This window comes from Kitasatospora sp. NBC_00458 (genome assembly GCF_036013975.1).
Classification (GTDB): Bacteria; Actinomycetota; Actinomycetes; order Streptomycetales; family Streptomycetaceae; genus Kitasatospora.
In genome coordinates this window covers 4,024,845-4,051,122 of the sequence record NZ_CP107904.1, presented here as the reverse complement: position 1 = coordinate 4,051,122, position 26,278 = coordinate 4,024,845, and the positions used below count along the sequence as shown (strand labels likewise).

At 72.9% G+C, this 26,278-nt stretch carries 18 protein-coding genes; 9 read left to right on the top strand and 9 right to left on the bottom strand.

Annotated elements, in window-relative coordinates; genetic code table 11:
• Positions 1 to 254: 254 nt before the first annotated feature.
• Entirely contained in the window at positions 255 to 1,682 is a 1,428-nt protein-coding gene (locus tag OG550_RS16520; RefSeq protein WP_327678263.1) for a family 2B encapsulin nanocompartment shell protein, read from the top strand.
• Positions 1,683 to 1,914: 232 nt separating this feature from the next.
• Positions 1,915 to 2,964, top strand: coding sequence for a family 2 encapsulin nanocompartment cargo protein polyprenyl transferase (locus OG550_RS16515; protein ID WP_327678261.1), 1,050 nt, complete (start codon positions 1,915 to 1,917; stop codon positions 2,962 to 2,964).
• 138 nt (positions 2,965 to 3,102) lie between these two features.
• Here the strand turns inward: OG550_RS16515 and OG550_RS16510 are convergent, their stop codons facing one another.
• Positions 3,103 to 4,146 carry an NAD-dependent epimerase/dehydratase family protein gene (locus OG550_RS16510; RefSeq protein WP_327678259.1) on the bottom strand — a complete coding sequence of 348 codons (1,044 nt, stop codon included), beginning with the start codon at positions 4,144 to 4,146 and terminating at the stop codon, positions 3,103 to 3,105.
• A 279-nt stretch (positions 4,147 to 4,425) separates the two neighbouring features.
• Between OG550_RS16510 and OG550_RS16505 the strand changes: the two genes are divergently transcribed.
• From OG550_RS16505 to OG550_RS16495, 3 genes are all read left to right on the top strand, one after another.
• Positions 4,426 to 5,751 carry a DUF1254 domain-containing protein gene (locus OG550_RS16505; protein WP_327678258.1) on the top strand — a complete coding sequence of 442 codons (1,326 nt, stop codon included), beginning with the start codon at positions 4,426 to 4,428 and terminating at the stop codon, positions 5,749 to 5,751.
• A 189-nt stretch (positions 5,752 to 5,940) separates the two neighbouring features.
• A complete protein-coding gene (locus OG550_RS16500) occupies positions 5,941 to 7,275 on the top strand; it encodes a DUF1254 domain-containing protein (protein WP_327678256.1) in 1,335 nt (444 codons plus the stop codon).
• Positions 7,276 to 7,307: 32 nt separating this feature from the next.
• Positions 7,308 to 7,979 carry a GAP family protein gene (locus OG550_RS16495; protein ID WP_327678254.1) on the top strand — a complete coding sequence of 224 codons (672 nt, stop codon included), beginning with the start codon at positions 7,308 to 7,310 and terminating at the stop codon, positions 7,977 to 7,979.
• 68 nt (positions 7,980 to 8,047) lie between these two features.
• Here OG550_RS16495 and OG550_RS16490 read toward each other — a convergent pair whose 3' ends face one another.
• Positions 8,048 to 10,054 carry a BACON domain-containing protein gene (locus OG550_RS16490; RefSeq protein ID WP_327678252.1) on the bottom strand — a complete coding sequence of 669 codons (2,007 nt, stop codon included), beginning with the start codon at positions 10,052 to 10,054 and terminating at the stop codon, positions 8,048 to 8,050.
• Positions 10,055 to 10,333: 279 nt separating this feature from the next.
• Here OG550_RS16490 and radA point away from each other — a divergent pair, with 279 nt between their 5' ends.
• Together radA and disA are read left to right on the top strand one after the other, a co-directional pair.
• Positions 10,334 to 11,833 carry a DNA repair protein RadA gene (radA, locus tag OG550_RS16485; protein ID WP_327678250.1) on the top strand — a complete coding sequence of 500 codons (1,500 nt, stop codon included), beginning with the start codon at positions 10,334 to 10,336 and terminating at the stop codon, positions 11,831 to 11,833.
• A gap of 140 nt (positions 11,834 to 11,973) precedes the next feature.
• Positions 11,974 to 13,080, top strand: a complete 1,107-nt coding sequence (gene disA, locus OG550_RS16480) for a DNA integrity scanning diadenylate cyclase DisA (RefSeq protein ID WP_051769323.1) — start codon at positions 11,974 to 11,976, stop codon at positions 13,078 to 13,080.
• 73 nt (positions 13,081 to 13,153) lie between these two features.
• Here disA and OG550_RS16475 read toward each other — a convergent pair whose 3' ends face one another.
• On the bottom strand, positions 13,154 to 14,077 hold the full coding sequence (locus OG550_RS16475) for a hypothetical protein (protein WP_327678247.1): 924 nt from the start codon (positions 14,075 to 14,077) through the stop codon (positions 13,154 to 13,156).
• Between the two features lie 182 nt (positions 14,078 to 14,259).
• Here OG550_RS16475 and OG550_RS16470 point away from each other — a divergent pair, with 182 nt between their 5' ends.
• On the top strand, positions 14,260 to 15,222 hold the full coding sequence (locus OG550_RS16470) for an A/G-specific adenine glycosylase (RefSeq protein WP_327678245.1): 963 nt from the start codon (positions 14,260 to 14,262) through the stop codon (positions 15,220 to 15,222).
• 201 nt (positions 15,223 to 15,423) lie between these two features.
• Here OG550_RS16470 and OG550_RS16465 read toward each other — a convergent pair whose 3' ends face one another.
• Positions 15,424 to 17,037, bottom strand: coding sequence for an MDR family MFS transporter (locus tag OG550_RS16465; RefSeq protein ID WP_327678243.1), 1,614 nt, complete (start codon positions 17,035 to 17,037; stop codon positions 15,424 to 15,426).
• A gap of 288 nt (positions 17,038 to 17,325) precedes the next feature.
• Between OG550_RS16465 and OG550_RS16460 the strand changes: the two genes are divergently transcribed.
• Positions 17,326 to 17,952 carry a TetR/AcrR family transcriptional regulator gene (locus OG550_RS16460; protein WP_327678241.1) on the top strand — a complete coding sequence of 209 codons (627 nt, stop codon included), beginning with the start codon at positions 17,326 to 17,328 and terminating at the stop codon, positions 17,950 to 17,952.
• A gap of 57 nt (positions 17,953 to 18,009) precedes the next feature.
• On the opposite strand, the gene OG550_RS16455 is transcribed toward OG550_RS16460, so the two are convergent.
• The 5 genes from OG550_RS16455 to OG550_RS16435 all read right to left on the bottom strand — a co-directional run bounded on the left by OG550_RS16455 (position 18,010) and on the right by OG550_RS16435 (position 26,270).
• Complete coding sequence (locus OG550_RS16455; protein ID WP_327678239.1) at positions 18,010 to 18,915, bottom strand: M23 family metallopeptidase; 906 nt, start codon at positions 18,913 to 18,915, stop codon at positions 18,010 to 18,012.
• 407 nt (positions 18,916 to 19,322) lie between these two features.
• Positions 19,323 to 21,674 (bottom strand): immune inhibitor A domain-containing protein, encoded by a 2,352-nt coding sequence (locus OG550_RS16450; RefSeq protein WP_327678237.1) that lies wholly within the window; start codon positions 21,672 to 21,674, stop codon positions 19,323 to 19,325.
• A 351-nt stretch (positions 21,675 to 22,025) separates the two neighbouring features.
• Entirely contained in the window at positions 22,026 to 24,545 is a 2,520-nt protein-coding gene (locus OG550_RS16445; RefSeq protein ID WP_327678236.1) for an ATP-dependent Clp protease ATP-binding subunit, read from the bottom strand.
• Between the two features lie 746 nt (positions 24,546 to 25,291).
• Positions 25,292 to 25,642, bottom strand: a complete 351-nt coding sequence (locus tag OG550_RS16440; protein WP_327678234.1) for a histone-like nucleoid-structuring protein Lsr2 — start codon at positions 25,640 to 25,642, stop codon at positions 25,292 to 25,294.
• A gap of 91 nt (positions 25,643 to 25,733) precedes the next feature.
• The gene (locus OG550_RS16435) at positions 25,734 to 26,270 is read right to left on the bottom strand and encodes an amino-acid N-acetyltransferase (RefSeq protein WP_327678231.1); all 537 of its coding nucleotides are present in this window, start codon (positions 26,268 to 26,270) and stop codon (positions 25,734 to 25,736) included.
• Positions 26,271 to 26,278: the final 8 nt, after the last annotated feature.

Here is a 26,278-nt window from a genome sequence, read left to right as displayed (position 1 = left end):
TAGCGGCCTCTTGCGCGGGCGTGAACGCGGGGTGGGTCCGACGTGCACGGGCCGGGGAGGCGAACCGGAGGGTCCCGTTCCGCGATGCGATGGATCATTTGCTCGAATAAATATCGATCAGACATTCTAGTCGTCCTATTTTTTCGGTTATTCCGACCACTCGAAAGAGTGATTGCGGTTGACCTCCGAATGGGCCCACCATGAGGGATGCAAGGTGACACCTCATCGGGTACGGGTATGCGAAGGGCTCCCTAATGTCGACCGAAACCAACACCGGTATTCCTGCACCGGGCGGCGCACCGCAGGCCGGGGAGCAGCAGAGCCTGGCCACGGTGGCGGCGCGGAATCTCGCGACCACCACCAAGTCCGCCCCGCAGATGCAGGGCATCAGCCCGCGCTGGCTGCTCAGGACGCTCCCGTGGGTCGAGGTCTCGGGCGGCACGTACCGGGTGAACCGGCGACTGCGCTACACCGCGGGCCGCGGCCGGGTGGGCCTCGACCGGACCGGCAGCACGGTGCGGGTCGTCCCGCCGACGCTGCGCGAGGTGCCGGTGCTGCGCGGTTTCGAGGACGACGCCCTCCTGGAGGAGCTGGCCGGGCGGTTCGTCCAACGCGAGTTCTCCGCCGGTGAGGTCCTGGTCGCGGCGGGGGCGCCGATCGACGAGGTCCTCATCATCGCGTACGGCAGGGTCGACCGGATCGGAACCGGCAAATACGGCGAGGAGGCGGTGGTCGGCACCCTGGCCGACGGCGACCACCTGGGCGACGAGGTGCTCCAGCAGGAGGACGGCACCTGGACGTACTCGGTGCGGGCGGCGACCGCCGGCACCGTCCTCGCACTGTCCTGGCCCGCCTTCCAGGAGCTCGCGGACCGCTCCGAGGCGCTCCAGCTGCAGGTCATGGAGTACCTGGCCGGATTCCAGCAGCCGCAGAACAAGCACGGCGAGGCGGCCATCGGGCTCTCCGCGGGCCACCACGGCGAGTACGAACTGCCCGGCGCCTTCGTGGACTACGAGCTCAGGCCGCGCGAGTACGAGCTCAGCGTCGCGCAGACCGTGCTCAAGGTGCACACCCGGGTCGCCGACCTCTACAACCAGCCGATGAACCAGACCGAGCACCAGCTCCGGCTGACCGTCGAGGCGCTGCGCGAGCGCCAGGAGCACGAGCTGGTCAACAACCCGGAGTTCGGGCTGCTCACCAACGCCGACCACGGTCAGCGGATCCAGACCCACTCCGGCCCGCCCACCCCCGACGACATGGACGAGCTGCTCAGCCGCCGCCGCGGCACCAAGCTGTTCCTCGCCCACCCGCGGGCCATCGCCGCGTTCGGCCGCGAGTGCAACCGGCGCGGCCTCTACCCGGACACCGTCGAGGTCCAGGGCCGGCAGGTGTTCGGCTGGCGCGGCGTGCCGGTCTTCCCGTGCGACAAGATCCCGATCGCCGGCGGGAACACCAGCTCGATCCTCGCCATGCGCACCGGCGAGGACAACCAGGGTGTCGTCGGTCTGCACCAGACCGGAATTCCCGATGAATACGAGCCGGGCCTCTCGGTCCGCTTCATGGGCATCAGCGAGAAGGCCATCATTTCCTATCTCGTGAGCACCTACTACTCCGCCGCCATTCTGGTGCCGGACGCGGTCGGCGTGCTGGAGAACGTCGACCTCACGCACCACCAGGGCTGACCGGGGCCGGTCGGAAACCGCGCCGCCCGGCCGGGGCACCCGCACCCGGCCGGGCGGCGCCCGCCGCCGCACCGCGTCGCCGCACCCGCCGCTGCCCGTCACCGCCGCTGCCGCACCCGCCGCAGCCGTACTCCGTCGCCGCACCGGCCACCGTGCGGCCGGGCCGCCGCACGCCGCCGCACCGGGCCCTCGCACGGCCGCCGGTCCGGCGCACCACCAAGGGGGAGGACCCATGGGAATGTTCACGCTGGAGCGCGACCATCGGGAGGGGCACGAGGCCGAGGACGTCCTCGCCCGTGCCCGCGGCCTGGTCGACCCGGTCCTGCGCGCCGCCGTCGACTCGCTGCCCGGCACCATGCGCCGGGTGGCCGGCTACCACTTCGGCTGGTGGGAGGCGGACGGCTCGCCGTCCGCCGCCTCCTCCGGCAAGGCCATCCGGCCGGCCCTGGTGCTGGCCGCCACCCAGGCCCTCGGCGGCAGCCCCGCCTCGGCCACCGCGGCGGCGGCCGCCGTCGAGCTGGTGCACAACTTCACCCTGCTGCACGACGACATCATCGACCGGGACGAGACCAGGCGGCACCGCGCCACGGCCTGGCGGGTATTCGGCACCACCGAGGCGATCCTCGCCGGTGACGCCATGCACTCCCTGGCGCTGCGCCTGCTCGCCGAGGACGGCCACCCGGCCGCGACCGACGCCGTCCGCCGGCTGGCCGACTGCGTAGTGGAGCTCTGCGAGGGCCAGCAGATCGACTGCGCCTTCGAACAGCGCAGTGACGTTTCGCTGGCCGAATGCCTGGCGATGGCCGAGGCCAAGACCGGCGCGCTGCTCGGCGCGGCCTGCGCGATGGGCGCGCGGTACGCGGGCGGCACGGACGCCGCCGCGCAGGCGATGGACGGCTTCGGCCGGGAGATCGGCCTGGCGTTCCAGCTGATCGACGACCTGATCGGCATCTGGGGCGACCCGTCCGTCACCGGCAAGCCGGTCGGTGCGGACCTGGTCGCCCGGAAGAAGTCGCTGCCGGTGGTGGCGGCGCTGAGCTCCCGGACCCCGGACGGCGCCCGGCTGGCCGAGCTGTACGGGCTGGACCGGGCGCTGACCGCCGAGGAGCTGGCGAGCTGCGCGGCCGCCGTCGAGGGGGCCGGCGGCCGGGCCTGGGCGCAGGGCGAGTCCTGCGAGCGGATGGCCGCGGCGCTGGCCCAGCTGGCCGTCGCCGTGCCCGAGCCGTCGGCCGCCGACGAGCTGCTGGTCCTGGCCGAGCTGGTCACCCGCCGCAGCCGCTGAGGCCCCGGCGACTGCCGTCCGCGGTGCGGCCGTGGCGGGGCGGGGAGTCCCCGTCCTCCTCCACGGCCGCACAGCGGGGCCGGAGGGCGCCGGCCCGCGCCCCGCCCCGGTGCACCGTCCCGTCGGCCCGCGCCCCGTTCAGGCCAGGGCGGCCAGCAGCCGCTGCTCCTTCGCCGGTTCGATCCCGTGCACGATCCGGCCGTGCTTGCGCCCGTCGGCCCCGGTGTCGGCGGCGGGCCCGCGCTCCCGCAGCCAGGCCCAGGTGTCCCGGGCGGTCTCGGCGAACGGGCGGCAGCGCAGCCCGGCGGCCTCCGCCCGGGCGGTGTCGACGAGCCAGACACCGGCCATGTCGGGCAGATCGGGGGCCCAGAGCGGGAGCTCGCTCCACGGCTGGACGCTGTCCGGACCCTCCGCCAGCAGCGGCCCGTCCGCGACCCAGACCAGTTCGGCGGTCGCGCCGGTGCCGTCCGGCCCCACCGCCTCGATGCAGCCGGTCAGGAACTCCCGGTAGGTCAGCCGGCCGGGCGGCGCCGTGGTGAGGTAGCGGCCCGCCGCGCCCACCGTCAGCAGGTCGAGCCCGAACACCGCGAAGTCCCGGACGTCGATGACCTGCATCGTCCGGTCCGGGTCCCCCGGCGCCAGCACCCGCCCGCCCCGGGCCATCCGCTCCAGCCACCAGGGCAGCCGGCCGCCGAGCTCGTGGGGGCCGATCAGCAGCCCGCTGTTGAGGACCGTGGTGCGGTCGGGTCCGAAGACCTCCAGCACCGCGCGCTCGCAGCCGGCCTTGAGCGCGGCGCTGAACTCCTGGCCGGGCGGGGTGTCGGCCGGGCACGGGTGCAGCTCCGAGGCCTCGTCGACCACCCGGGCGGGCCAGTCGGCGAAGGCGTGGACGGAGGAGACCAGGGTGTAGCGGTCGGTGCGACCGTGCAGCAGCCGGGCGGAGAGCGCGGTCTGGGCGGGCTGCTGGGCGGAGGTGTCGACGACGGCGTCCCAGTGCCGGCCGTCGGCCAGCCGTGCCAGGTCGTCGGCGGAGTCACGGTCACCCCGGACGGCCTCGACGCCGGTCAGGTCGGTGCCGGACCGGCCGCGGTTGAAGGTGGTGACCTCGTGGCCGCGGGCGAGCGCTTCGGAGGCGAACGCCCGCCCGAGGAAGGAGGAGCCGCCAAGCAGGAGGATCTTCATACCGGTAAGACTGTCCCGGCCCCGCCGGTCGGTACACCCCCGTTCGCGCTGGGCGGAGACCACGCCCGAGCCGCCCCCGAACCGCGTCCACCGCCCCCGAACCGCGTCCGCCGCGGCCCCGGAGGGCCCTCCTGTGCCGCTCCCCGGGCCGCCCCGCAGGCCGTCCGCAGTCGAGATGCCGACCCTCCGGGTGCCGCATAGCATGCGCTCTGTACCTGAATGTCCGAATCAGTTCACCGTGCTCCGGCACCGGGGAACGGACGAGGGAAGAGCGGCACCATGGTCAACCCGGCACTCGTGGACCCGGCCACCATCCGCGCGACCGCCGCCGAGGCATGGGTCCGCGGCTATCCGATCCTGCAGAACTACCGCACCATGTACGTGCAGGCGGTGGACGACGCCGACCCGAGGTACGTCGGCGGCTTCGGCGTCTTCCGCCACCACCGGCGCCCGTTCACCCCGGCCGACACCGACGTCGTCACCCCCAACAACGACACGCCCTACTCCTGGGCCTGGCTCGACCTGAGGGCCGAGCCGTGGGTGGTGTCCGTCCCCGCCGTGGACCGCTACTACGTCCTCCCGCTGCACGAACTCGACACCGTGTACGCCGGGTTCATCGGCTCCCGGACCACCGGTCAGGAACCCGGCGACTACCTGGTGGCCGGTCCCGACTGGAAGGGCGAGGCCCCCGCCGGTCTCAAGGGCGTGATCCGCACCGCCGGCCGGCTGATCGGCGTCCTCGGCCGCACCTACCTCTCCGGGCCGTCCCCCGAGGCCGTCGGGGAGGTGGAGCGGATCCAGCGGCAGTACCGGCTCCGCCCGCTGCACGAGTACGCCGGCACGCCCGCCCCCGAGCCCGCCCCGAACCCGGTCTGGCCGGTCTGGCGCGAGGAGGTGCCGGACACCATCGAGTTCTTCTCCCTCCTGGACTTCCTGCTCGGCTTCTTCCCGGCGCCGCCCGCCGAGGCCGACCTGCGCGGCCGGCTGGCCGACCTCGGCGTCGACGGCCGGGGCGAGTTCGAACCGGCGGCCCTGCCGATCGCGGTCCGTGCCGAGATGGAGCGCGGCATCGCCGACGGCCGCGCCGAACTGGCCCGCGCCGCCGAGCGGACCGTCGGCTCCGCGGGGCTGTTCGGCACCCGGGAGCAGATCGGCACCGCGTACCTGGAGCAGGCCCTCGGCGCGCTGAAGGGCCTGTACGGGCTGCCCGCCGAGGAGGCCTGGTACGGCGGATGGCTCGCCGACAGCGAGGGCAACCGACCGCCCGACGCCGCCGACCGCGACTACGTCCTGCGGTTCGAACCCGGACGGCTGCCGCCCGCGCGGTTCTTCTGGTCCGCCACCATGTACGGGCTCCCGGACCGCCTGCTGGTCGACAACACCCTGGACCGCTACTCGATCGGCGACCGCACGCCCGGTCTGGTCACCGACCCGGACGGCGGCCTCACCCTCTACGTCCAGCACAAGCGCCCGGCCGACGCCCAGCACTCCGCCAACTGGCTGCCCGCACCGGACGGCCCGTTCAGCGTGGTCGTCCGCCTCTACGGCCCGGACGACCGGGCGCTCGACGGCCGCTGGACGCTGCCACCGCTCACCCCGCGGTGACGCCCGGCCGGGGCCGTGCCGGGGCACCGGGCGCGGCGGCCGTCCGTCCCGTCCGCCCGTCCTGAAGAACCGCACCCGGAAACCCTCACGCCCGGAGCCCCGGAGCCCCGGAGCCCCGGAGCCCAGGGGGTTCGCCCGGCCCGCGGCCCCGGGCCCCGAGGAGACCCACGCCCCGAGGAGGCACACCCCATGTCCCAGCCGGAGTTGGAGGCCCTGGCGGCCGACGCCTACGTCTACGGCTACCCGCTCGTCGCCGGTCTCACCGTGGTCGACCGGTTCGTCCGGGGCGGCATGGGCGTCCTGCCGGCGACCCCGTACAACCGCTTCGGCCACGCCACCCGGCTGGCCGGCCCCGAGGACGACTTCGTCTCCGTCAACAACGACACCGTCTACTCGGTGGCCCAGCTCGACCTCTCCGAGGGCCCGCAGGTCCTGCGGCTGCCGGACACCGCCGGGGCGTACCACGTGCTGCAGTTCGTCGACGCGTGGACCGACAACTTCGCCTACCTCGGCAGCCGGGCGACCGGCACCGGGGCACAGACCTGGCTGGTCGTCCCGCCCGACTGGCACGGCACGCCGACCGACCCGGACCGGGTGATCGTCGCGCCGACCACGGTGGCCACCGTCGTCGGCCGGTTCGCCTGCTCCGGCCCGGACGACCTCCCCCGGGTCCGGGCCCTCCAGGACGGTCTCACGCTCGAACCGCTGGAGCCGGGCGGTCTCTCCGCCGGGCTGCCCGCACCCGACCCGGAGGTGCCCGAGCGCCTGGCCTTCTTCGAACGGCTCCGGGTCTGGATGGCGGCCCTTCCTCCGGCCGGGGCCGACCGTGCCTACCAGCAGCGGTTCGCGCCGCTCGGTCTGCTCGACCCCGGCCCCTCGCCGTACCGGGCCGCCGCGCCCGACTGGACGCTCGCCCTGGCGAAGGGCCTGGCCGCCGGCCGGGAGCGGGTCGAGGACGCGACCCGCCCGCCCGAGGACCACCCGGCCGGGGAGTGGCGCTCCGCAGTCCACCTGTTCGACTACAACGTGGACTTCCTCGGTCCGGGCACCCTCGACGACCCCGAGTGGCGGATCCCCGACCGCCGCGCCGCCTACCTCAGCCGGGCCGCCGCCGCCCGGGCCGGGCTCTGGGGCAACCACGCCTACGAGGCGCTGTACGCGATGACGTACGACGACGCCGACGGCCGCCCGCTCACCGGCGCCCACCACTACACGCTGCGGTTCGACGGGCCGCCGCCCGCCGACGCCTTCTGGTCCGTCACCATGTACGGCCTGCCCGAGTACCACCTGGTCGCCAACCCGGCCGACCGCTACTCGGTCGGCGACCGCACCCCCGGCCTGGTGTACGGCCCGGACGGCTCGCTGACCCTCCACCTCCGGCACGACCGGCCCGCCGACCCGGACGAGGCGGCGAACTGGCTGCCCACGCCCGCGGGCGGGTTCCGGCCGATGATCCGCCTCTACCAGCCCCGGCCGGCCGCGCTGGACGGCACCTACCGGCTGCCGCCGATCCGCCGTCGGTAGCCGCCCGGTACCGGGCACGGAGGGAGTCGGGGATGGGTGACGCGGTCGGTTCGATGCTGGCCTCGGCCGTGGGCATCGCGATCAGCCCGATGCCGCTGGTCGCCGTGGTGCTGATGCTGGCCACGCCCAGGGGGCGGCGCAACGGGACGGCGTTCGCCGCCGGCTGGGTGATGGCGCTGTCGGCGGTGGTCGCGGTGGTGGTGTCGGCCGGGTCGGGGCTCTCCGCCGGCTCGGCCGAGCCGTCCTGGGCCTGGTGGCTCAAGCTGGCGCTGGGCGTGCTGTTCCTGCTTCTGGGGCTCAGGCAGTGGCGGGCCCGTCCGCGCGAGGGCCACGTGCACGGGCCGCCGGTGTGGATGGAGGCGGTGGACCGGTTCACCCCGGGGAAGGCGGCCGGTCTCGGTGCGGCGCTGGTGGCGGCGAACCCGAAGAACCTGGTGCTGGCCGTCGGCGGCGCCGTCTCGATCGCGACCGCCGACGCCTCGGGTGCCGGCAAGGCGGTCGCCGCCGTGCTGATGGTGCTGATCGGCTCGCTCTGCACGCTGGTCCCGTTGGGGGTGTACCTGTTCGGCGGGGACCGGGCGGCCCGGGTCCTGGGGGAGTGGAAGGCGTGGATGGCCGCGCACAACGCGGCGATCATGATGGTGGTCCTGATCGTCCTCGGGGCCAAGTACGTCGGCGACGCGGTCGCGGGCCTCACCGCCTGACGGGCCTCACCGCCTCCCGGGAAGCACCCGCCACCCCGTGCCGCCGCGCGTCGCCGCGCCCCGCGGGCTCAGCGCGGGGAGGGGCTCCCGGACGGCGCGTCGGCGGGGGTCGCCGGGCCGGGCGGAGCGGAGGTTGAGGAGGGGGAGGGGGAGGCGGGGGCGGAGGGGGACTCCGTGGCCGTCGGCGTCGCCCCGGTGGTTCCGGTCGGGGTGGCCGACGGTGCGGTGGTGGCCGGGCCGGTCGTCGCGGGCGTCGGGCTCCCCGGCCCGTTCGACGGCGTACCGGAGGGTGTGGCGGCCGGCGTGCCGGAGGGCGAGTGCCCGCCGGTGGGTCCCGGTTCAGGGCCCGGTCCGGTGGTCGGGTCGGCGCCGCCCGGCTCGGCCGGGGCCGGGGTGACGCCGCCGCGGTGCTGCGGCCCGCCCTCCAGGGTGACGACGGCCTGCGAGGGCGGCAGCGCGATCCGGGCGGTCCAGCGGGTGCCCGGGGCGAGGCTCTCGTCGACGGTGACGATCACGGTGATCCGCTGGCCCGGTGCGAGCGTCCCGGCGTCGCGGCTGAGCCGGAGCCAGGCGGCGTCGACATCGGCGTGCCACCGGATCTCGGTGCCGCCGGAGTTGGTCAGGGTGAGCACCGTCCGGTTGCCGTACTCGCCCGCGTCGACCGTGAGCAGGCCGACCGGTGCCGGTGCCGGTGCCGGTGCCGCGGAGCCGGACCGGTCCGGCGCAGGCCCGGCGGCCGTGGCCGGGCCGGTGGCGGGTGCCGGTGCGGCGACCAGCGTCGGGCTGCCGAGCGGGGTCGCGCCGTGCCCCGGTACCGGAATCAGTGGGCCCTGGATCCCAGGCAGCAACGTTTCTGCACTCAAGGGCCCGGCCCCCGCCAGCTCCATCCCGGCCACCGCCGGAACGGCCGGCACCCCGGCCGTTCCCGGCCCGCCCGCCGCTCCGTCCGCCTGCCCGGGCCGTCCCGGCGGGCCGGCCGGACGGCGCGGGTCCGCCCGCCCGTCCTCCTCGACCCGGACCGAGGAGACCGCCGCCGCCCCGGCTCCGTCGCCGCCGCGGTGCCCGGCCCAGAGCGCGACCACCGGAGCGGCCAGGACGGCGGCCAGCACCCCGGTGGTCACCACCCGCCGGCGCACCGTCGGGCCCCGGCCGGTGTCCGGCGCGCGGTGGCGCGGGAACCCGCCCTGGTCGAACCGGAGCGCCGGCTCGGTCACCGGCGCCGGACCGCCCGCCCGCCGCCCGGCCGTCCCCCGCACCGCCGTCCCCCGCCCGGCCGTCCCCCGCACCGCCCGCGGCAGGAAGGCCGCGGGCCCGGACGGGATGTCCGCCGCCGGGGGTGCGGTGAGCACCGGGAGCCCCGACAGCCCGGCGGCGCCCTCCGGTGCCTCGACCGCCACCCGCTCCGCCGTCCCCCGGCAGGTCGGGCAGTCCACCACGTGCTGCACCAGCTCGCGCCGCAGTGCCGGGCCGAGCACCCAGTCCCGCCAGCTCTCCGCCCCGGCCCCGCCGAGCCGGTCCAGTTCGGGACAGCTGCCGACGCCGAGCACCAGCAGGGCCGCCCTGGTGCGGTCGACCTCGGCCCGGGCGGAGACCAGCAGCGTCCGGACGGTCTCGAACGGCAGGCCCAGCACGGCAGCGACCTCGATGGGACTCAGCCGGTGGCGCACCGACAGCTCCAGGGCCTCGCGCTGTTCGGGGTCGGTGCCGGCCGCCTCGGGCCAGGCCAGCGAGGCCAGCTCGCGGCGGCGCCGTCCGGCCGTGTCCCCCCGGGCCGCCGAATCCCGGCCCGCCGGATCCCGGGGACCCGGCTCACCGCCCGGCCCGGGGACTCCGGGCCCGTCCGCCAGCCGCCGCAGGCAGCAGTAGCGCGCCAGCGAGTACAGCCAGGCCCGCACCAGGCCGGGCTCGGCGAGCCGGGCGCCGTGCCGGACCGCCAGTTCACGCACCTCGCGCAGGGCGGCCCCGGCCGCCTCGTGCTCGCACAGCACCGAGAGGCAGTAGGTGAAGAGGCCGTCCACCTGCCGGTCGTACGCCGCGAGGACGGTGTCCCGCGGCCGTTCCGTACTCGTTGTCACCCGTCCGACGGTAGAGAGGCCGCCCGCCCCTCCCGGGCCTTTCCGCCCGGTTGTACTTCTTTCGGGTAACAACATCGCCCATTCGTGGACCGGTGGTCCCGCCCGGACCGGCCCGGCCCCGGCCCCGCCGGGCACCCGCGACCACCGCCGCCCGCCGCGCGTCCACCGCCCCGTCCGTCAGACCGCCCCACCGCACCGCACCATCACCCCACCCCACCGCACCGCCCCACCGCACCGCACGGCCCCCGCGCTGTCGTACCCAGGCGCTACGGTGACCGCATGGCTGCCCGTACCAAGACCACCGCCAAGCCGCGCCCGGCGTACCGCTGCACCGAGTGCGGCAACCAGCTGCCCAAGTGGGTGGGCCGCTGCCCGGAGTGCAACGCCTGGGGCACGGTCGAGGAGTACGGCGCGGTGCCGATCCGGACGACGGCCGCCGGGCCGGTCAGCGCGCCCGCCCGCCCGATCGGCCAGGTGGACGGCCAGGTGGCCACGGCCCGCTCCACCGGCGTGTCCGAGCTCGACCGGGTGCTCGGCGGCGGCCTGGTCCCCGGCGCCGTGGTGCTGCTGGCCGGCGAGCCCGGTGTCGGCAAGTCCACCCTGCTGCTGGACGTCGCCGCCAAGGCGGCCTCCGCGCAGCACCGCACGCTCTACGTCACCGGGGAGGAGTCGGCCGGCCAGGTCCGGCTCCGCGCCGACCGGATCAACGCGCTCTCCGAGCACCTCTACCTGGCCGCCGAGTCCGACCTCGGCGCCGTCCTCGGACACATCGAGGCGGTCGGCCCCGGCCTGCTGATCCTGGACTCGGTGCAGACCATCGCCTCCGCCGAGCTGGACGGTGCGCCGGGCGGTCCGGCGCAGGTCCGCGAGGTGGCCGGCGCGCTGATCCGGGCCTCCAAGGACCGCGGGATGGCCACCCTGCTGGTCGGCCACGTCACCAAGGACGGCCAGATCGCCGGCCCCCGCCTGCTGGAGCACCTGGTGGACGTGGTGCTGAGCTTCGAGGGGGACCGGCACGCCCGCCTCCGGATCATCCGCGGGATCAAGAACCGGTACGGCGCCACCGACGAGGTGGGCTGCTTCGAGCTGCACGACGAGGGGATCGAGGGCCTGGCCGACCCGTCCGGCCTCTTCCTGACCAGGCGTGACAAGCCCGTCCCGGGCACGTGCCTGACCGTCACCCTGGAGGGCAAGCGCCCGCTGGTCGCCGAGGTGCAGGCGCTGATGGTGGACTCGCAGATCCCGTCGCCGCGCCGGACGACCTCCGGGCTGGAGTCGCCCCGGATCGCGATGATCCTGGCCGTGGTGGAGCGGCACGGCGGGGTCAAGCTCGGCAAGCAGGACATCTACACCGCCACCGTGGGCGGGGTGAAGCTCTCCGAGCCCTCGGCGGACCTCGCGATCGCCCTCGCGGTGGCCAGCTCCTCCTCCGACATCCCGCTGCCCAGCAACCTGGTGGCGATCGGCGAGGTCGGCCTGGCCGGCGAGGTCCGGCGGGTGACGGGCGTGCAGCGGCGGCTGGCCGAGGCCCACCGCCTGGGCTTCACCCACGCGCTGGTCCCGCCGGACCCGGGCAAGGTCCCGCCGGGGATGAAGGTCGTCGAGGTGGCGGACATCGGCGAGGCGATGCGGGCGATCCCGGGCCGCCGCCGGGCCGCCGCCAAGCCGAAGAGTGAGGCACCGTCGGCGCCGCCGGCCCCCCGTGCGGCCCGGGTGGAGGCCTACCCGGAGGAGGTCATGGAGGGGTGGGAACCGCTCGACTCCGACGAACTGCGCTGACCCAAGCCCTGTCGTTGCCGCACGCAGTTAGACTTTCCCCTGTCTCATAGGTGACAAGGCAGTACCAAGCGACAGAGCAACAGACCGCAGGGCCGGCGCACCGCGCGAGGCGCGCGGTACGGGGCGACCGGAGGAGTCACGTGGCAGCCAGCGACCGGGCGGACAAGTCCTCCCGCGAGGAGGCCCTGCTGCGGGCCTCCCTCACCGCCATCGCCCCCGGCACCGCGCTGCGCGACGGCCTGGAACGGGTGCTGCGGGCCAACACCGGCGGCCTGATCGTGCTCGGCTTCGACAAGACCGTCGAGCCGATCTGTACCGGCGGCTTCGTGCTGGACGTCGAGTTCACCGCGACCCGGCTGCGCGAGCTGTGCAAGCTCGACGGCGCGGTGGTGTTGGACAAGGACATCACCAAGATCGTCCGGGCCGGCGTGCACCTGATGCCGGACTCCACCATCCCGACCGACGAGACCGGGACCAGGCACCGCACCGCGGAGCGGGTCAACCGGCAGACCGGGTTCCCGGTGGTCGCGGTCTCGCACTCGATGCGGCTGATCGCCATGTACGTCAACGGCACCCGCCGGGTGCTGGAGGACTCGACCACCGTCCTCTCCCGCGCCAACCAGGCGCTGGCCACCCTGGAGCGGTACAAGCTGCGCCTGGACGAGGTGGCCGGCACGCTCTCCGCGCTGGAGATCGAGGACCTGGTGACGGTCCGGGACGTCACCGCCGTCGCCCAGCGGCTGGAGATGGTCCGGCTGATCGCCACCGAGATCGCGGGCTACGTGCTGGAGCTCGGCATCGACGGCCGCCTCCTCTCGCTCCAGCTGGACGAGCTGATCGCGGGCGTGGAGCCGGAGCGCGAGCTGGTCGCCCGGGACTACTTCCCGGAGCGGGCCGCCAAGAAGGGCCGGACGGTCACCGAGGTGCTGGCCGATCTGGAGGCGCTGACCCACGCCGAGCTGCTGGACCTGCAGACGGTCGCCAAGGCGCTCGGCTACTCGGGCACGCCGGAGTCGCTGGACTCGGCGGTCTCGCCGCGCGGCTACCGGCTGCTGGCCAAGATCCCGCGGCTGCCCAACACGGTGATAGAGCGGCTGGTGGAGCACTTCGGCGGGCTGCAGAAGCTGCTGGCCGCCAGCATCGACGACCTGCAGACGGTCGAGGGCGTCGGCGAGACCAGGGCCCGTTCGGTCCGCGAGGGCCTGTCCCGGCTCGCCGAGTCGTCCATCCTGGAGCGCTACGTCTGACCGGTCCGGTCACGACGGAGCCCCGGCCGCAGGCGCGGCCGGGGCTCCGTCGTTCGGTACGGGTGGGCGCCGGTCAGTTCTCCAGGCGGATCGAGGAGCGGGCCGAGGCCTGGCCGCCGGAGAGACCGGTGAGCTCGGCGACCACCAGGTAGGTGCCGGCCGGCGCGGTCGCCGGGTCGGGGGTGGCGCACTGGGGCTTGCTGCGGCCGCGGTCCCAGGTGAAGGTCTCGGTCAGGCCGCTGCCGACCGGGAGCTGCACCCAGTTGTCGGCGCGGTCGGTGGGGCAGTCGCCGGAGGACCAGATGCGCTCGCCGTTGCTGGCGGTGACGATGATCGCCGAGGCCGTCCGGCCGACGTCGATCCGGCAGTTGGTGCCCGAGGAGTTGTTGATGGTGAGCGTCAGCCGCGGCTTGTCCTTGGGCTGGTAGGCGTTCTGGGCACTGGCCAGGCCGAGCGTCACCTGCGAGGTGGCGCAGACCGGCAGGGCCATCACCTCGGGGGTGTTCACCACGGGGGTGCCGCCGTTGCCGCCGCCGGTGCCGCCCGCCGCTCCGCCGCCGCCGGCTCCACCGGTGCCGCCGCTTCCACCGGTCGCGGCGCCGCCCGCCGCGCCGCCCGCGGCCGTACCGCCGGTGGCGGGGGCCGGGTTGGTGGCGCCGCCGTTGGTGCCGCCGGTGCTGAGGCTCACGTCGCCGCCGCCCCCGCCGCCCACGGCACTGCCGCCGGTGGCGGTGCCACCGCTTCCGCCGCCGGGGCGCGAGTTGTTCGCGGGGCCGCTCGGCGAGGCGCCCGGCGTGATCGCCTGGGCGGGGCTCTGGGACTGGGTCGGCGCGGCTTGCGCGGCCTTGTCCGTCCGGCCGCCGTCACCACCGCCCTGATCGCTCATCAGCCAGATGACGAGGGCGGCGACCGCGACGGCGGCGACGAGCACGACGATGCGCCGGCGCCAGTAGATCGAAGCCGGCAGCGGTCCTACGGGTTGACGCAGAGAGGGCACGCCCAAACTCTACGAGACAGTGTGTGCCCCCTGACGCACCAACACCGCACAGTCACCCCTTCCTTCACATGATCCGCCATTTGCGCCGTTCGGGGGAGGCTGAATGGGGGGTTTTGCGAGCCGAACCGGAATCCCGTGATCCGCTTCGGCTGTCGTCCCGGGCATGGGAGGATCGAAGGGCCATGGCTGCCAACACCGTCACCCCCGCCGTCCCCGCACCCGTCCCCGCGCCCGCGGGCCCGGCCGTCGCCGGAGCACCGAAGCTCGGACTGCCGCTGCCCGTACTGCACGCGACCGTCCTGGACTGGTACGCGGCCAACGCCCGCGACCTCCCCTGGCGGACCCCGGACGCCTCGCCCTGGGCGGTGATGGTCAGCGAGTTCATGCTCCAGCAGACCCCGGTGAAGCGCGTGCTGCCGGTCTGGGAGACGTGGCTGGAGCGCTGGCCCACCCCGGCGGACCTGGCCGCCGAGGCACCCGGCGAGGCCGTCCGGCTCTGGGGCCGGCTCGGGTACCCGCGCCGTGCACTGCGCCTGCACGCGGCGGCGGTGGCGATCACCGCCGAGCACGGCGGCGAGGTCCCGGACGACCACGCGACCCTGCTCTCGCTGCCCGGCGTCGGCGAGTACACGGCGGCGGCGGTGGCCTCGTTCGCCTTCCGGCAGCGGCACGTGGTGCTGGACACCAACGTCCGCCGGGTGTTCGCCCGCGCGGTCACCGGCGTGGAGTACCCCGCGCAGGCCACCACGGCGGCCGAACGGCGGACCGCGACCGCGCTGCTGCCCGACGCCGCCGGCACGGCCGCGACCTGGGCGGTCGGCGTGATGGAGCTGGGCGCACTGGTCTGCACCGCCCGCAGTCCGGAGTGCGGCGACTGCCCGCTGTTCACCGCCTGCGCCTGGCAGCGGGCCGGCCGCCCGCCGTACGAGGGCCCGGCCCGGCGCGGCCAGACGTACGAGGGGACCGACCGGCAGGTGCGGGGCAAGCTGCTCGCGGTGCTGCGGGACGCCCACGACACGGTGCCGCAGGCCCGGCTGGACGCCGTCTGGCCGGACGCGGTGCAGCGGGCCCGCGCGCTGGACGGCCTGGTCGCCGACGGCCTGGTCGAGCCGGTCGAGCAGGGCGTCTACCGGCTGCCCCGGTAGCTCCGGGCACCCTCGACCACCCTCGGGCGACGCCGACCCCGCCGACCCCGCCGACCCCGCCGACCCCGCCGACCCCGCCGACCCCGCCGACCCCGCCGACCCCGCCGACCCCGCCGGGTCGGTGGGTCGGCGGCGTGCACCGGCCCGGACAGGCCGGAGGCCCCCCGCTCCGCCGAGCGGGGGGCCTCCGGCGACCGTGGGTCAGATCGCGACGGCCTCGACGTCGGGCGCGGTGCCCTTCCCGGCACCCGCCCCGTCCGCCGGTCCGCCGGCCCCGCGCAGCGGGACCTCGCGCATGAAGAGCGAGGCGGCGACCGCGATCACCGCGACGCCCGCGCCCCACAGGAAGACGGTGTGCATGCCGTTGGCCACCGCGTGGTGGTAGGCGTCCTGGACCGGCTCCGGCAGCGCCCGGAGCGCGGCCGGGCTCAGCTGCGACGGGTCGCCCTTGCCGCCGCCGGCTCCGGCCGCCGAGCCGAGCCGCTCCGCCATGGTCTCGGTGACCCGGCTGTTGAACAGCGCGCCGAACAGCGCGACGCCGAACGAGCCGCCGATGGTCCGGAACAGCGTGGCGGTGGAGCTGGCCACACCCATGTCCTTGAGCTCGACGCTGTTCTGCGCGACCAGCATGGTGATCTGCATCAGGAAGCCCATACCGGCACCGAGCACCACCATCCAGCAGGCGGAGGCGAGGCCCGAGGTGTCGGTGGAGAGGGTGGAGAGCAGCACCATGCCGACGGTCATCACGATCGTGCCGATGATCGGGTAGATTCGGTACTTGCCGGTCTTGGTGACCGCCTGGCCGACGACCAGGGAGACCACCAGCATGCCGAACATCATCGGCATCAGCAGCAGGCCGGAGTTGGTGGCCGAGGCGCCCTGGACGGTCTGCTGGTAGAGCGGCAGGAAGACGGTCGCGCCGAACATCACGAAGCCGACCACGAAGCCGATCACCGAGACCAGCGTGAAGTTCAGGTTCCTGAACAGCGAGAGCGGCAGCATCGGCTCCTCGACCCGCTGCTCGGCGTAGCAGAAGCCGATCAGCGTGGCGGCGGCGAGCGCGGCCAGGCCGAGGATCTGCTTCGAGCCCCAGGCGTACTCCTGGCCGCCCCAGGTGGTGATCAGGGTCAGCGCGGTGATGCCGGTGGTGAGCAGCACGGCGCCGAGGTAGTCGATCCTCGCCTTGCTGCGGACCTTCGGCAGCTTCAGGGTGACGACGACGACGGCGAGCGCGACGGCGCCGAGCGGCAGGTTGATGTAGAAGGTCCAGCGCCAGTTCAGGTGGTCGGTGATGAAGCCGCCGACCAGCGGGCCGCCGATGGTGGCCAGTGCCATCACCGCGGCGAACATGCCCTGGTACTTGCCCCGGTCGCGGGGCGGGACGAGCGCGCCCATGATCGACATCACGCCGACCATCAGGCCGCCGGCGCCGAGGCCCTGGAGGGCGCGGAAGCCGATCAGCTCGGTCATGTCCTGGGCGAGGCCGGAGAGGGCCGAGCCCGCCAGGAAGATCACGATCGAGGTGAGGAAGGTGCCCTTGCGGCCGTAGAGGTCGCCGAGCTTGCCCCAGATGGGGGTGGAGGCGGCGGTGGCGAGGGTGTACGAGGTGACCACCCAGGAGAGGTGCTCGGCGCCACCGAGCTCGCCGACGATGGTCGGCATCGCGGTGCCGACGATCAGGCCGTCGAGCATCGCGAGCAGCATGGTGACCACGAGGCCGATCATGACCAGGCGGATCTCGCGGGGGGAGCGGGGCTGTTCGTCCTCGGCCGGTTTCTGTTCCGGTGCCGGGCTGGCGGCCTTGGGGTGTGACATGGGGGTGCGGTCTCCCGGACTGGGTGGGCTGGGCGTTGCTGGGGAGCCCGGCGTGTCGGAGGACGACCGGCCCGGCTCTTCGGCGTCCACTTACTTGACGCCCGGCTAGTTTACGGATCGTCGGCACGGTAGGTTGTGTACTAGCCGGTCGTCAAGCCAGTTTTTCGAGGGGTTCCCCGGACAGGGAGAATGAGCCCGCACCGGAGTGCCGTGCGCGGCGCCCCGTCGGCGACGCCGCGGCGGCCGCAGGCCGTCAGCACCGGATCACGACGCAGTCAGAGGCAGGCCATGGGCACGACGCACAGCCCCCGTAGCGACACCCGGGCGCGCATCGTCGCGGTCGCCCTGGAGCTCTTCTCCGAGCACGGCTACGAGCGGACCTCACTGCGGGAGATCGCCGACCGGCTCGGCGTCACCAAGGCCGCCCTCTACTACCACTTCAAGACCAAGGAGGACATCGTCCACGGCATCGTGGCGACCACGGCCGCGCCGATCGACGAGCTGATCGCCTGGGGCCGGGAGCAGGAGTGGTCGCCGGAGGTGCGGGACGAGCTGATCCGCCGGTTCGCGGCCGGGATGTCCGAGCGGGCGCCGCTGCTCCGCTTCTTCCAGGAGAACCAGCCCGCGCTGCGCGACCTGTCGGCCGGGCGGGAGTTCCGGGAGCGGATGATGGCGCTGATCCGGCTGGTGCACGGCCCGGGGGCGGGGTTCGAGGACCGGCTGCGCGGGGCCATGACCCTGTTCACGATCAATTCGGCGTTCTTCCTGCTCCACCAGGACGGGCGGGCGGAGGCCTGCGGGGCCGTCGGCGAGATCGCCGTGGGGGAGGCCACGCCGGAGGAGGCGATGGCGGCCGCGCAGCACGTCGCGCTGGAGATCGGCCGGACGATCGGCAGCTCGGCGCACCGGGACTGAGCGACCGCCCGCCCCGCCGACGGTGTGCCGTCGGCGGGGCGGGCGGTCGGAGTGCGCTCAGAAGCCGGTGACCCCGTGCCCGGCGAGGTAGGCGATCGGGTTGACCACCGCGCCGTAGCGGTTGCTGGACCGGATCTCGAAGTGCAGGTGCGGCCCGGTCGAGTTGCCGGTGTTCCCGGAGCGGCCGATCTGTTCCCCGGCCGAGACGCGGTCGCCCCGCGAGACCGAGACCGCCGACATGTGCGCGTACTGGGCGTACCGGCCGTCCGCGAGCCGCAGCACGACCTCCTTGCCGTACGCGCCGTCCCAGCCTGCCGACACCACGGTGGCCTTGCCGACCGCCAGCAGCGGGGTGCCCGTGGCGACCGCGAAGTCGACCCCGGTGTGGTACCCGGCCGCGTACTCCGGGTTCCGGATGCCGTACGGGTTGCTGGTCGGCGCGCCCGGGACGGGAGCGGACCACTCGGGAGCGGGAGCGGGAGCGGGGGCCGGGGCGGGGGCCGGCTCGGGCTCGGGGGCCGGAGCCGGGGCGGGCTCGGCGGCGGGGGCCTGGTCGGCCGGGGGCGCCTGGTCCGCGGAGGTGGCCGCGGCGGGCTGCTCGGGGGCCTGCAGGTTGACCGCGACGGCCACGAACTCCTGGGCCGAGTCGTGGTCGTGCGGCAGCGTGTACCGGCTCGGTCCGGCCACCTGGACCGGGGACGGGGTCGGCGCCGCACCCTGCGGGACGGTGAACGCCGAGCTGCCGGGGGTGGTGGGGGTGACCGTCTGCGCCGAGGCGCTGCCCGGGTTGGCGACCAGCAGGGCGCCGGCCAGTATGACCGCGCTGGCCGCGGCGGCGGTGGTCGCACGGTGCGGGTCGGTCCGCAGCAGCGGGGCGACGGTGGCGCGGTTCCGGTCGATCCGCAGCGGGGAGGCGGCGGCGAGCCGGCGAAGGGCCGGCCCCAGGGGCGGGACAGGGGGCATCGGAGCTCAACCTCACGGACGTACGGGGGCAGCACGCTGAGCCCGTTCGGGCGGGCTGAGCAGGGGACCACTCAGGTGTAACCGTCACCGAGCGGAGTCCCAAACGGTGTGACGTACTACGGCGTGTAGTCAGTGTCGCGCCGGAGATTCAAACCGACGGAGTAACGATCATGAGATCGGATGGTCGGTTCATGGCCCCGCGTCCCCGGCCGTTCGTCCGGCCGTCCTACTACCCCCACTCGTACCGGCGGGGAGGGCTGTGAGCAGCACCACCCGGGGGCCGGGTTTGAAATCGGACAAATAGGGCGTAAGCCAAAGAGTCCGGCCCGCCCCCGCGAGTGCGGGGACGGGCCGGACGGGTGGTTCAACGGTGCCTGGTCAGAGGCTGATCACCACTGCTCGGTGGATCAGTTGTCGACCGGGCGGACCCGGATCCAGGTCTCCAGGTAGTTCGAGGACTCGTTCTCGACCTCGATGCTGGTACCCGTCTTCGGGACGATGACGCTGCTGTACGGGTTGTCCTTCGACCAGTACGACTTCAGGTCGCTGAACTCGTCGACGCCCTTGGCCTTCGGGTAGACCGTCTCGACGCCGGCCTTGTGGAGGGTCAGACCGTCCACGCGGCGCGAGCCGAAGGTCGAGTCGTAGCCCTGGACGCGCGGGCGCTGCAGGGTGCCGTCCGACCACTTGAGCGGGGTCGGGTGCGAGTCGATCGGGAGGACCAGGCCCGAACCCGGGTGGTTGGTCACGTTGTTGTCCGACTGCGAGGTGTCCCACAGCCAGATCAGCAGACCGGGCTGGTAGGGGTAGTGCTCCACCCAGCCGGGCTTGGTGTTCGAGAAGCCGAAGTTGTACGGGCCGGTCTTGAGGGTCCGGTCGTACGAGACGTACTGGCGGTTCTCGGCGATGTAGTACTGGGCGTACTCGTTGGTGAACTTGCCGGTGATCCGCGAGAAGCCGTTGGCGGTCCAGCCGTTGTCACCGTTCTCGGCGCCGTCGGTGAAGACCGGGGTGCCGTTGGCGGTGATGGCGATCTCGTCCAGGGCCAGGCCCTTGAGGTGCAGACCGCCGTCGGTGGTGTAGTGGAAGCGGACCTTGACGGCCTTGCCGGCGTAGGCGTCCAGCGGGAAGGACAGGTCGCCCCACTTGTTGCCCGAGGAGCCGGACAGACCGGCCTTCTCCGCGGCGTTCTTCGGGATGGCGACACCGTTGAAGGTGCCGTCCAGGGCGGTCCAGTTGGCCCCGCCGTCGGTGGAGACCTCGGCGTAGCCGTAGTCGAAGTCCTGCTCGATGTCGTACCAGGCCTTGGCCGTCAGCGCGGCCGAGGTCTTGCCGGTCAGGTCGACGTCACGGGTCAGCGAGACGTTGAGGTCGTCCGCGCTGCCGCTCCACCACTCGTTGGCACCCGCGAACGGGGTGTTGATCTCGGTGGTGACGGCCTTCTTCGGCAGGTCGACGACCAGGGCCTGCGGCAGCTTGGTGTTGTACTCCGCCGGGCCGATGTGGTGGGTCGACTCGACGCCGGCCTTGGCCTTCTCGACCTTCAGCCAGCCGAGCTGGAGCTTGCTCCAGGCGTCGAGGTCGTTCGGCATGTCGCCGATCGAGTTCTTGCCCTCGCCCAGCCAGGAGCCGGAGGACATCAGCGACCAGAAGCCGACCGAGTTGTCGATCCCGCTGCCGGAGGTGTCGTAGAGGTCCGGCAGACCGAGGTCGTGGCCGTACTCGTGGGCGAAGACACCGAGGCCGCCGTTCTCCGGCTGCATGGTGTAGTCGCCGATCCAGATGCCGGTGCCGCCGACCGGGGTACCGCCGAGCTTGTTGTTGCTCGGGCCGGTCGAGCCCGCCTGGGTGCCGTAGACGTACGAGCGGTGGGCCCAGAGCGCGTCGGTGCCCTGCTTGCCGCCGCCCGCCGACTGGTCCTCACCGGCGTGCACGATCTGGAAGTGGTCGATGTAACCGTCGGGCTCGTTGAAGTTGCCGTCGTGGTCGAAGTCGTACCGGTCCCACTGGTCGTACTGCGCGATGGTCGCCTGGATCTGAGCGTCCGTCTGGCCCTTGGCCTTCTGGTCGGCGACCCAGGAGGTGATGCCGTCGCGGATCAGGTCCTGCGCGTTGGCGCAGACGTGCTGGCCGCAGTAGTCGGACCCGTAGCGGGCCTCGTTCCACGGCACCTTGACCCAGTCGGTGACCTGGCCGTCGACCGAGTAGCGGCCCGAGGACTGCTTCTCGTAGTACGTCTTCAGCGAGTCCTGGGTCTTGCTGAAGTACAGGTCCTGGAAGTGCTGCTGGTTGTAGTCGGCCTGCCAGGCGGTCGAGTTGTTGGTGGCAGCGTCCGGCTTCTCGATCTGGTTGCGCTGCGGGCCGGGGGTGCCGCCGTACTTCAGCTTGCCGTCCGGCGTCTTGGTGGTGTTGTCCACCTGGTCGCTGAACTCGACCAGGATGGTGAAGATCTTGTCCGTCCGCTCACGCGAGAGCTCGACGTACTTGTCCTTGCCCAGCTTGATGCTGGAGCCACCACCGTGCTGCTCGACCTTGGCGGTGCCGGCGATGAGCTGCTCGGTGGCAGCCTTCTGCTCGGCCTCGACCTTCTCGGTCAGCGGGCCCGGGATGTTGTGATCAGTGCTGGTCTGGACGGCCTCGGCCGGGTCCTGCGGCACGGGGGCGGAGCCGGCGGCGACGGCCGTGCTCGGCAGAAGCCCCGCGCCGAGCGCGGCTATTACCGCCGCGGCCGAGGCGACCGCAGCGGCTTTCCTGGTCATCTTCAACGTTGTGACGTCCTCCCCAAACCGGTCCGGCTCTTGGCCTTCCGGTAAACCAATGAAAGACAGGTGGAGGTCATTTGATCCAAGCGTGGACGGAAAAGATAGACCTTGACCGTGACATGGCCACAGCGCTATGCTCCGCAACTTCGTATCAGCTGACGCTCCGTCAACAACATTGCCATTAAAGATGACCGCATGATCGATCGCACCCGCACCGGCCCCCGGTCAGGCCCCCCGCCTGCGCGTTCGTGGGCCGGATCACACGTTCGACAGGGACACGGAAAACGGTTTGGGCCCCCGGCGCGAACGCCGGGGGCCCAAACCGTTGCTGTTATCTGTTAAATGTTGCTACTTCGTCAGGTCGGGACCCGGCGAGGCGACGGCGGCCGGAGTGTCCGCGACCGCGGTCTTCTCCTCGCCGCGGAAGGTGAACTTCGCTTCCTTGCCCTCGCCCTCGACACCGACGACCACGATGTGGCCGGCCCGCAGCTCGCCGAAGAGGATCTTCTCGGAGAGGTGGTCCTCGATCTCGCGCTGGATGGTGCGGCGCAGCGGACGGGCACCGAGCAGCGGGTCGTAGCCCCGCTTGGCCAGCAGCTTCTTGGCCTCGATGCTGAGCTCCAGGCCCATGTCCTTGTCCTTGAGCCGCGAGTCCACCTTGTCGACCATCAGGTCGACGATCTGGATGATGTCCTCTTCGGACAGCTGGTGGAAGACGACGATGTCGTCGACGCGGTTCAGGAACTCGGGGCGGAAGTGCTGCTTGAGCTCCTCGCCGACCTTGGCCTTCATCCGGTCGTACCCGGTCTGGGCGTCGCCCGTGGCCGCGAAGCCCAGGTTGAAGCCCTTCGAGATGTCCCGGGTGCCGAGGTTGGTCGTCATGATGATGACGGTGTTCTTGAAGTCGACCACGCGGCCCTGGGAGTCGGTCAGGCGACCGTCCTCCAGGATCTGCAGCAGCGAGTTGAAGATGTCCGGGTGGGCCTTCTCGACCTCGTCGAAGAGGACGACGGAGAACGGCTTGCGGCGCACCTTCTCGGTCAGCTGGCCGCCCTCCTCGTAGCCCACGTAGCCGGGGGGCGAACCGAAGAGCCGGGAGACGGTGTGCTTCTCCGAGAACTCGGACATGTCGAGCGAGATCAGCGCGTCCTCGTCGCCGAAGAGGAACTCGGCGAGCGTCTTGGACAGCTCGGTCTTACCGACGCCGGACGGGCCGGCGAAGATGAACGAGCCGCCGGGGCGCTTCGGGTCCTTGAGGCCCGCACGGGTGCGCCGGATGGCCTGGGAGAGCGCCTTGATGGCGTCCTTCTGGCCGATGACGCGCTTGTGCAGCTCGTCCTCCATGCGCAGCAGCCGGGAGGACTCCTCCTCGGTCAGCTTGAAGACCGGGATGCCGGTGGCGGTGGCCAGGACCTCGGCGATGAGCTCCTCGTCCACCTCCGCGACGACGTCCATGTCGCCGGCCTTCCACTCCTTCTCGCGCTTGGCCTTGGCCTGGAGGAGCTGCTTCTCGTCGTCGCGCAGGGACGCGGCCTTCTCGAAGTCCTGCGCGTCGATCGCGCTCTCCTTCTCGCGGCGCACGTCGGCGATCTTCTCGTCGAACTCGCGCAGGTCCGGCGGCGCGGTCATCCGGCGGATGCGCATCCGGGAGCCGGCCTCGTCGATCAGGTCGATGGCCTTGTCCGGCAGGAAGCGGTCCGAGATGTACCGGTCGGCCAGGGTGGCGGCGGCGACCAGGGCGGAGTCCGTGATGGAGACCCGGTGGTGGGCCTCGTAGCGGTCGCGCAGACCCTTGAGGATCTCGATGGTGTGCGGCAGCGACGGCTCGGCGACCTGGATCGGCTGGAAGCGGCGCTCCAGCGCGGCGTCCTTCTCCAGGTGCTTGCGGTACTCGTCGAGCGTGGTCGCGCCGATGGTCTGCAGCTCGCCCCGCGCCAGCATCGGCTTGAGGATCGAGGCGGCGTCGATGGCGCCCTCGGCGGCGCCCGCGCCGACCAGGGTGTGCAGCTCGTCGATGAACAGGATGATGTCGCCGCGGGTGCGGATCTCCTTGAGGACCTTCTTCAGGCGCTCCTCGAAGTCACCGCGGTAGCGGGAGCCGGCGACCAGGGCGCCGAGGTCCAGCGTGTAGAGCTGCTTGTCCTTGAGCGTCTCCGGGACCTCGCCCTTGACGATCGCCTGGGCCAGGCCCTCGACCACGGCGGTCTTGCCGACGCCGGGCTCACCGATCAGGACCGGGTTGTTCTTGGTGCGGCGGGACAGCACCTGCATGACCCGCTCGATCTCCTTCTCGCGCCCGATGACCGGGTCGAGCTTGGCCTCGCGGGCGGCCTGGGTGAGGTTGCGGCCGAACTGGTCCAGGACCAGCGAGGTCGACGGGGTGCCCTCGGCGGGCCCGCCGGCCGTGGCCGACTCCTTGCTGCCGGGGGTCTGGTAACCGGAGAGCAGCTGGATGACCTGCTGCCGCACCCGGTTGAGGTCGGCGCCGAGCTTCACCAGGACCTGGGCGGCGACGCCCTCGCCCTCGCGGATCAGGCCGAGCAGGATGTGCTCGGTGCCGATGTAGTTGTGGCCGAGCTGCAGGGCCTCCCGGAGCGACAGCTCCAGGACCTTCTTCGCCCGGGGGGTGAAGGGAATGTGACCGGACGGGGCCTGCTGGCCCTGGCCGATGATCTCCTCGACCTGCTGGCGAACGGCCTCAAGAGAAATCCCGAGGCTCTCCAGGGCCTTAGCGGCGACACCCTCACCCTCGTGGATCAGACCCAGGAGGATGTGCTCGGTGCCGATGTAGTTGTGGTTGAGCATCCGGGCTTCTTCCTGAGCCAGGACGACAACCCGCCGCGCGCGGTCGGTGAACCTCTCGAACATCGTTTATCGCTCCTCAGAGCGGTCGGGCAGTTCGGGGTCCGTCCCCGCCCTGTCCTTCCGCATGCTAGTCCCGCTCAGCGGCGCGGCCCACGGATTCACTCCCTGGTAGGGGAGCGACATGCTGCGCGACCAGCCGACACCAATCCCAACCTGATGTTGGGAGACGGTGTTCCCACAGGCGGGCCGGATGCACCGGATACCGCTACGCCATCGGCGAACAACACCCGCCGCAGCGCAGCCGGCGGGCGTCCGTCTGGTCGCGCGTACTGCCCCGGACGGGGTCGCGGACCCCGTCCACCTGCATTCATACCCGGTATCGGGGCGGTTCTCGCGCAGTTTCCGCGGTGGCGGTGTTCGCCTGGCGAGAAGTCGCCCGGTGGTGACGGCGCTTCAGCCCCGGCAGTCACGGGCGGTACGCCATACCGGTGGTGTCCGCGTTACCGCTTTCGCCCCTACAGCGTTGCACAGGCCGTGATTGTTCCGCCGCCCGCGCCCGCGCCCGCGCCGCGGTCCGGACCGGCGACGGGACCGGTGCCCGGCGTACTGCCCGATCGGGCAGCCGTCCCCGCGTCCGTACACGCGCCGGCCCACGCGCCCGCCCCCGGGGGCGGCGCCGGAGCGGCCGCTGCCCGGGCGTGCGCCGCGGGGCGCGGAGGATTGCCCTCCGCGCCCCGCGCGTGTGCCGTGGACGCCTCGCGCGGCCTCCGGGACCCCGCACCCGTCCGGGCGGCCGGGCGCCGCCCGGGTCAGGCCGCGTTGGCCTTCTCGTAGGCCTCGCGCACGTTGCTCGGAACGCGGCCCCGGTCGTTGACGTCCATGCCCTGGTCCTTGGCCCACGCGCGGATCTTGGCGGTGTCCGGGACGCTGCCGGACGGCCGCGGGGCCGAACCGCGGCCCGGGCGGCGGGCGGCGGCCAGCCGGCCGCTCTGCTTGCGACCCTTCTCGACGTACGGCGCCAGCAGACCGCGGAGCTTGTCCGCGTTGGCGCTCTTCAGGTCGATCTCGTAGGCAACGCCGTCGAGCGCGAACGTGACCGTTTCGTCCGCCGACCCGCCGTCGAGATCGTCTTCAAGAATGACCTGCACCCTCTGTGCCACGGGCTTCCCTTTCCGCTAAACGACCCATTGCCTAAGGAAAGGAAAGCGCCTTTCTGCGGAAAACACAAACCCCTGGCCGTCCGGGAGCGGCTCAGAGGTGCAGCAGCATGCGCGAGTTGCCCAGCGTGTTGGGCTTCACGCGCTCCAGGTCGAGGAACTCCGCGACACCTTCATCGTACGAGCGGAGAAGTTCTTCATAGACGTCCGTAGCGATCGCCGCCGGGTCTGTCGTACCATCGTCGGTTTCCTGGAGCTCGCCGATCTCGACGAAACCGTGTTTCGCGAAGAACGGAACCTCGAACGTCAGGCAGAAAATCCGACGGACGCCGAGCCAGCGGGCGGTCTGCAGCAGCTTCTCCAGCAGCAGGTGTCCGACGCCGTGGCCCCGGCAGGAGGGGTCGACCGCGAGCGTGCGGACCTCGGCGAGGTCCTCCCACATCACGTGCAGGGCGCCGCAGGCCACCACGGACCCGGTGTCGTCGCGTTCCGCCACCCAGAACTCCTGGACGGATTCGAACAGAGTGACGGTGGGCTTGTCGAGCAGAATGCCGTCGCGCGAGTAGGCGTCGATGAGCCTGCGTACTGCCCGCACGTCCGTGGTCCGCGCCCGGCGGATGGTGACCTCCATGGCGGGAC

Bases quoted from the DNA above. Each gene is read 5' to 3' on its own strand.
- OG550_RS16520 (WP_327678263.1), top strand. From the start codon at position 255: ATGTCGACCGAAACCAACACCGGTATTCCTGCACCGGGCGGCGCACCG.
- OG550_RS16515 (WP_327678261.1), top strand. From the start codon at position 1,915: ATGGGAATGTTCACGCTGGAGCGCGACCATCGGGAGGGGCACGAGGCC.
- OG550_RS16510 (WP_327678259.1), bottom strand. From the start codon at position 4,146: ATGAAGATCCTCCTGCTTGGCGGCTCCTCCTTCCTCGGGCGGGCGTTC.
- OG550_RS16505 (WP_327678258.1), top strand. From the start codon at position 4,426: ATGGTCAACCCGGCACTCGTGGACCCGGCCACCATCCGCGCGACCGCC.
- OG550_RS16500 (WP_327678256.1), top strand. From the start codon at position 5,941: ATGTCCCAGCCGGAGTTGGAGGCCCTGGCGGCCGACGCCTACGTCTAC.
- OG550_RS16495 (WP_327678254.1), top strand. From the start codon at position 7,308: ATGGGTGACGCGGTCGGTTCGATGCTGGCCTCGGCCGTGGGCATCGCG.
- radA (WP_327678250.1), top strand. From the start codon at position 10,334: ATGGCTGCCCGTACCAAGACCACCGCCAAGCCGCGCCCGGCGTACCGC.
- OG550_RS16470 (WP_327678245.1), top strand. From the start codon at position 14,260: ATGGCTGCCAACACCGTCACCCCCGCCGTCCCCGCACCCGTCCCCGCG.
- OG550_RS16465 (WP_327678243.1), bottom strand. From the start codon at position 17,037: ATGTCACACCCCAAGGCCGCCAGCCCGGCACCGGAACAGAAACCGGCC.
- OG550_RS16460 (WP_327678241.1), top strand. From the start codon at position 17,326: ATGGGCACGACGCACAGCCCCCGTAGCGACACCCGGGCGCGCATCGTC.
- OG550_RS16455 (WP_327678239.1), bottom strand. From the start codon at position 18,915: ATGCCCCCTGTCCCGCCCCTGGGGCCGGCCCTTCGCCGGCTCGCCGCC.
- OG550_RS16450 (WP_327678237.1), bottom strand. From the start codon at position 21,674: ATGACCAGGAAAGCCGCTGCGGTCGCCTCGGCCGCGGCGGTAATAGCC.
- OG550_RS16445 (WP_327678236.1), bottom strand. From the start codon at position 24,545: ATGTTCGAGAGGTTCACCGACCGCGCGCGGCGGGTTGTCGTCCTGGCT.
- OG550_RS16435 (WP_327678231.1), bottom strand. From the start codon at position 26,270: ATGGAGGTCACCATCCGCCGGGCGCGGACCACGGACGTGCGGGCAGTA.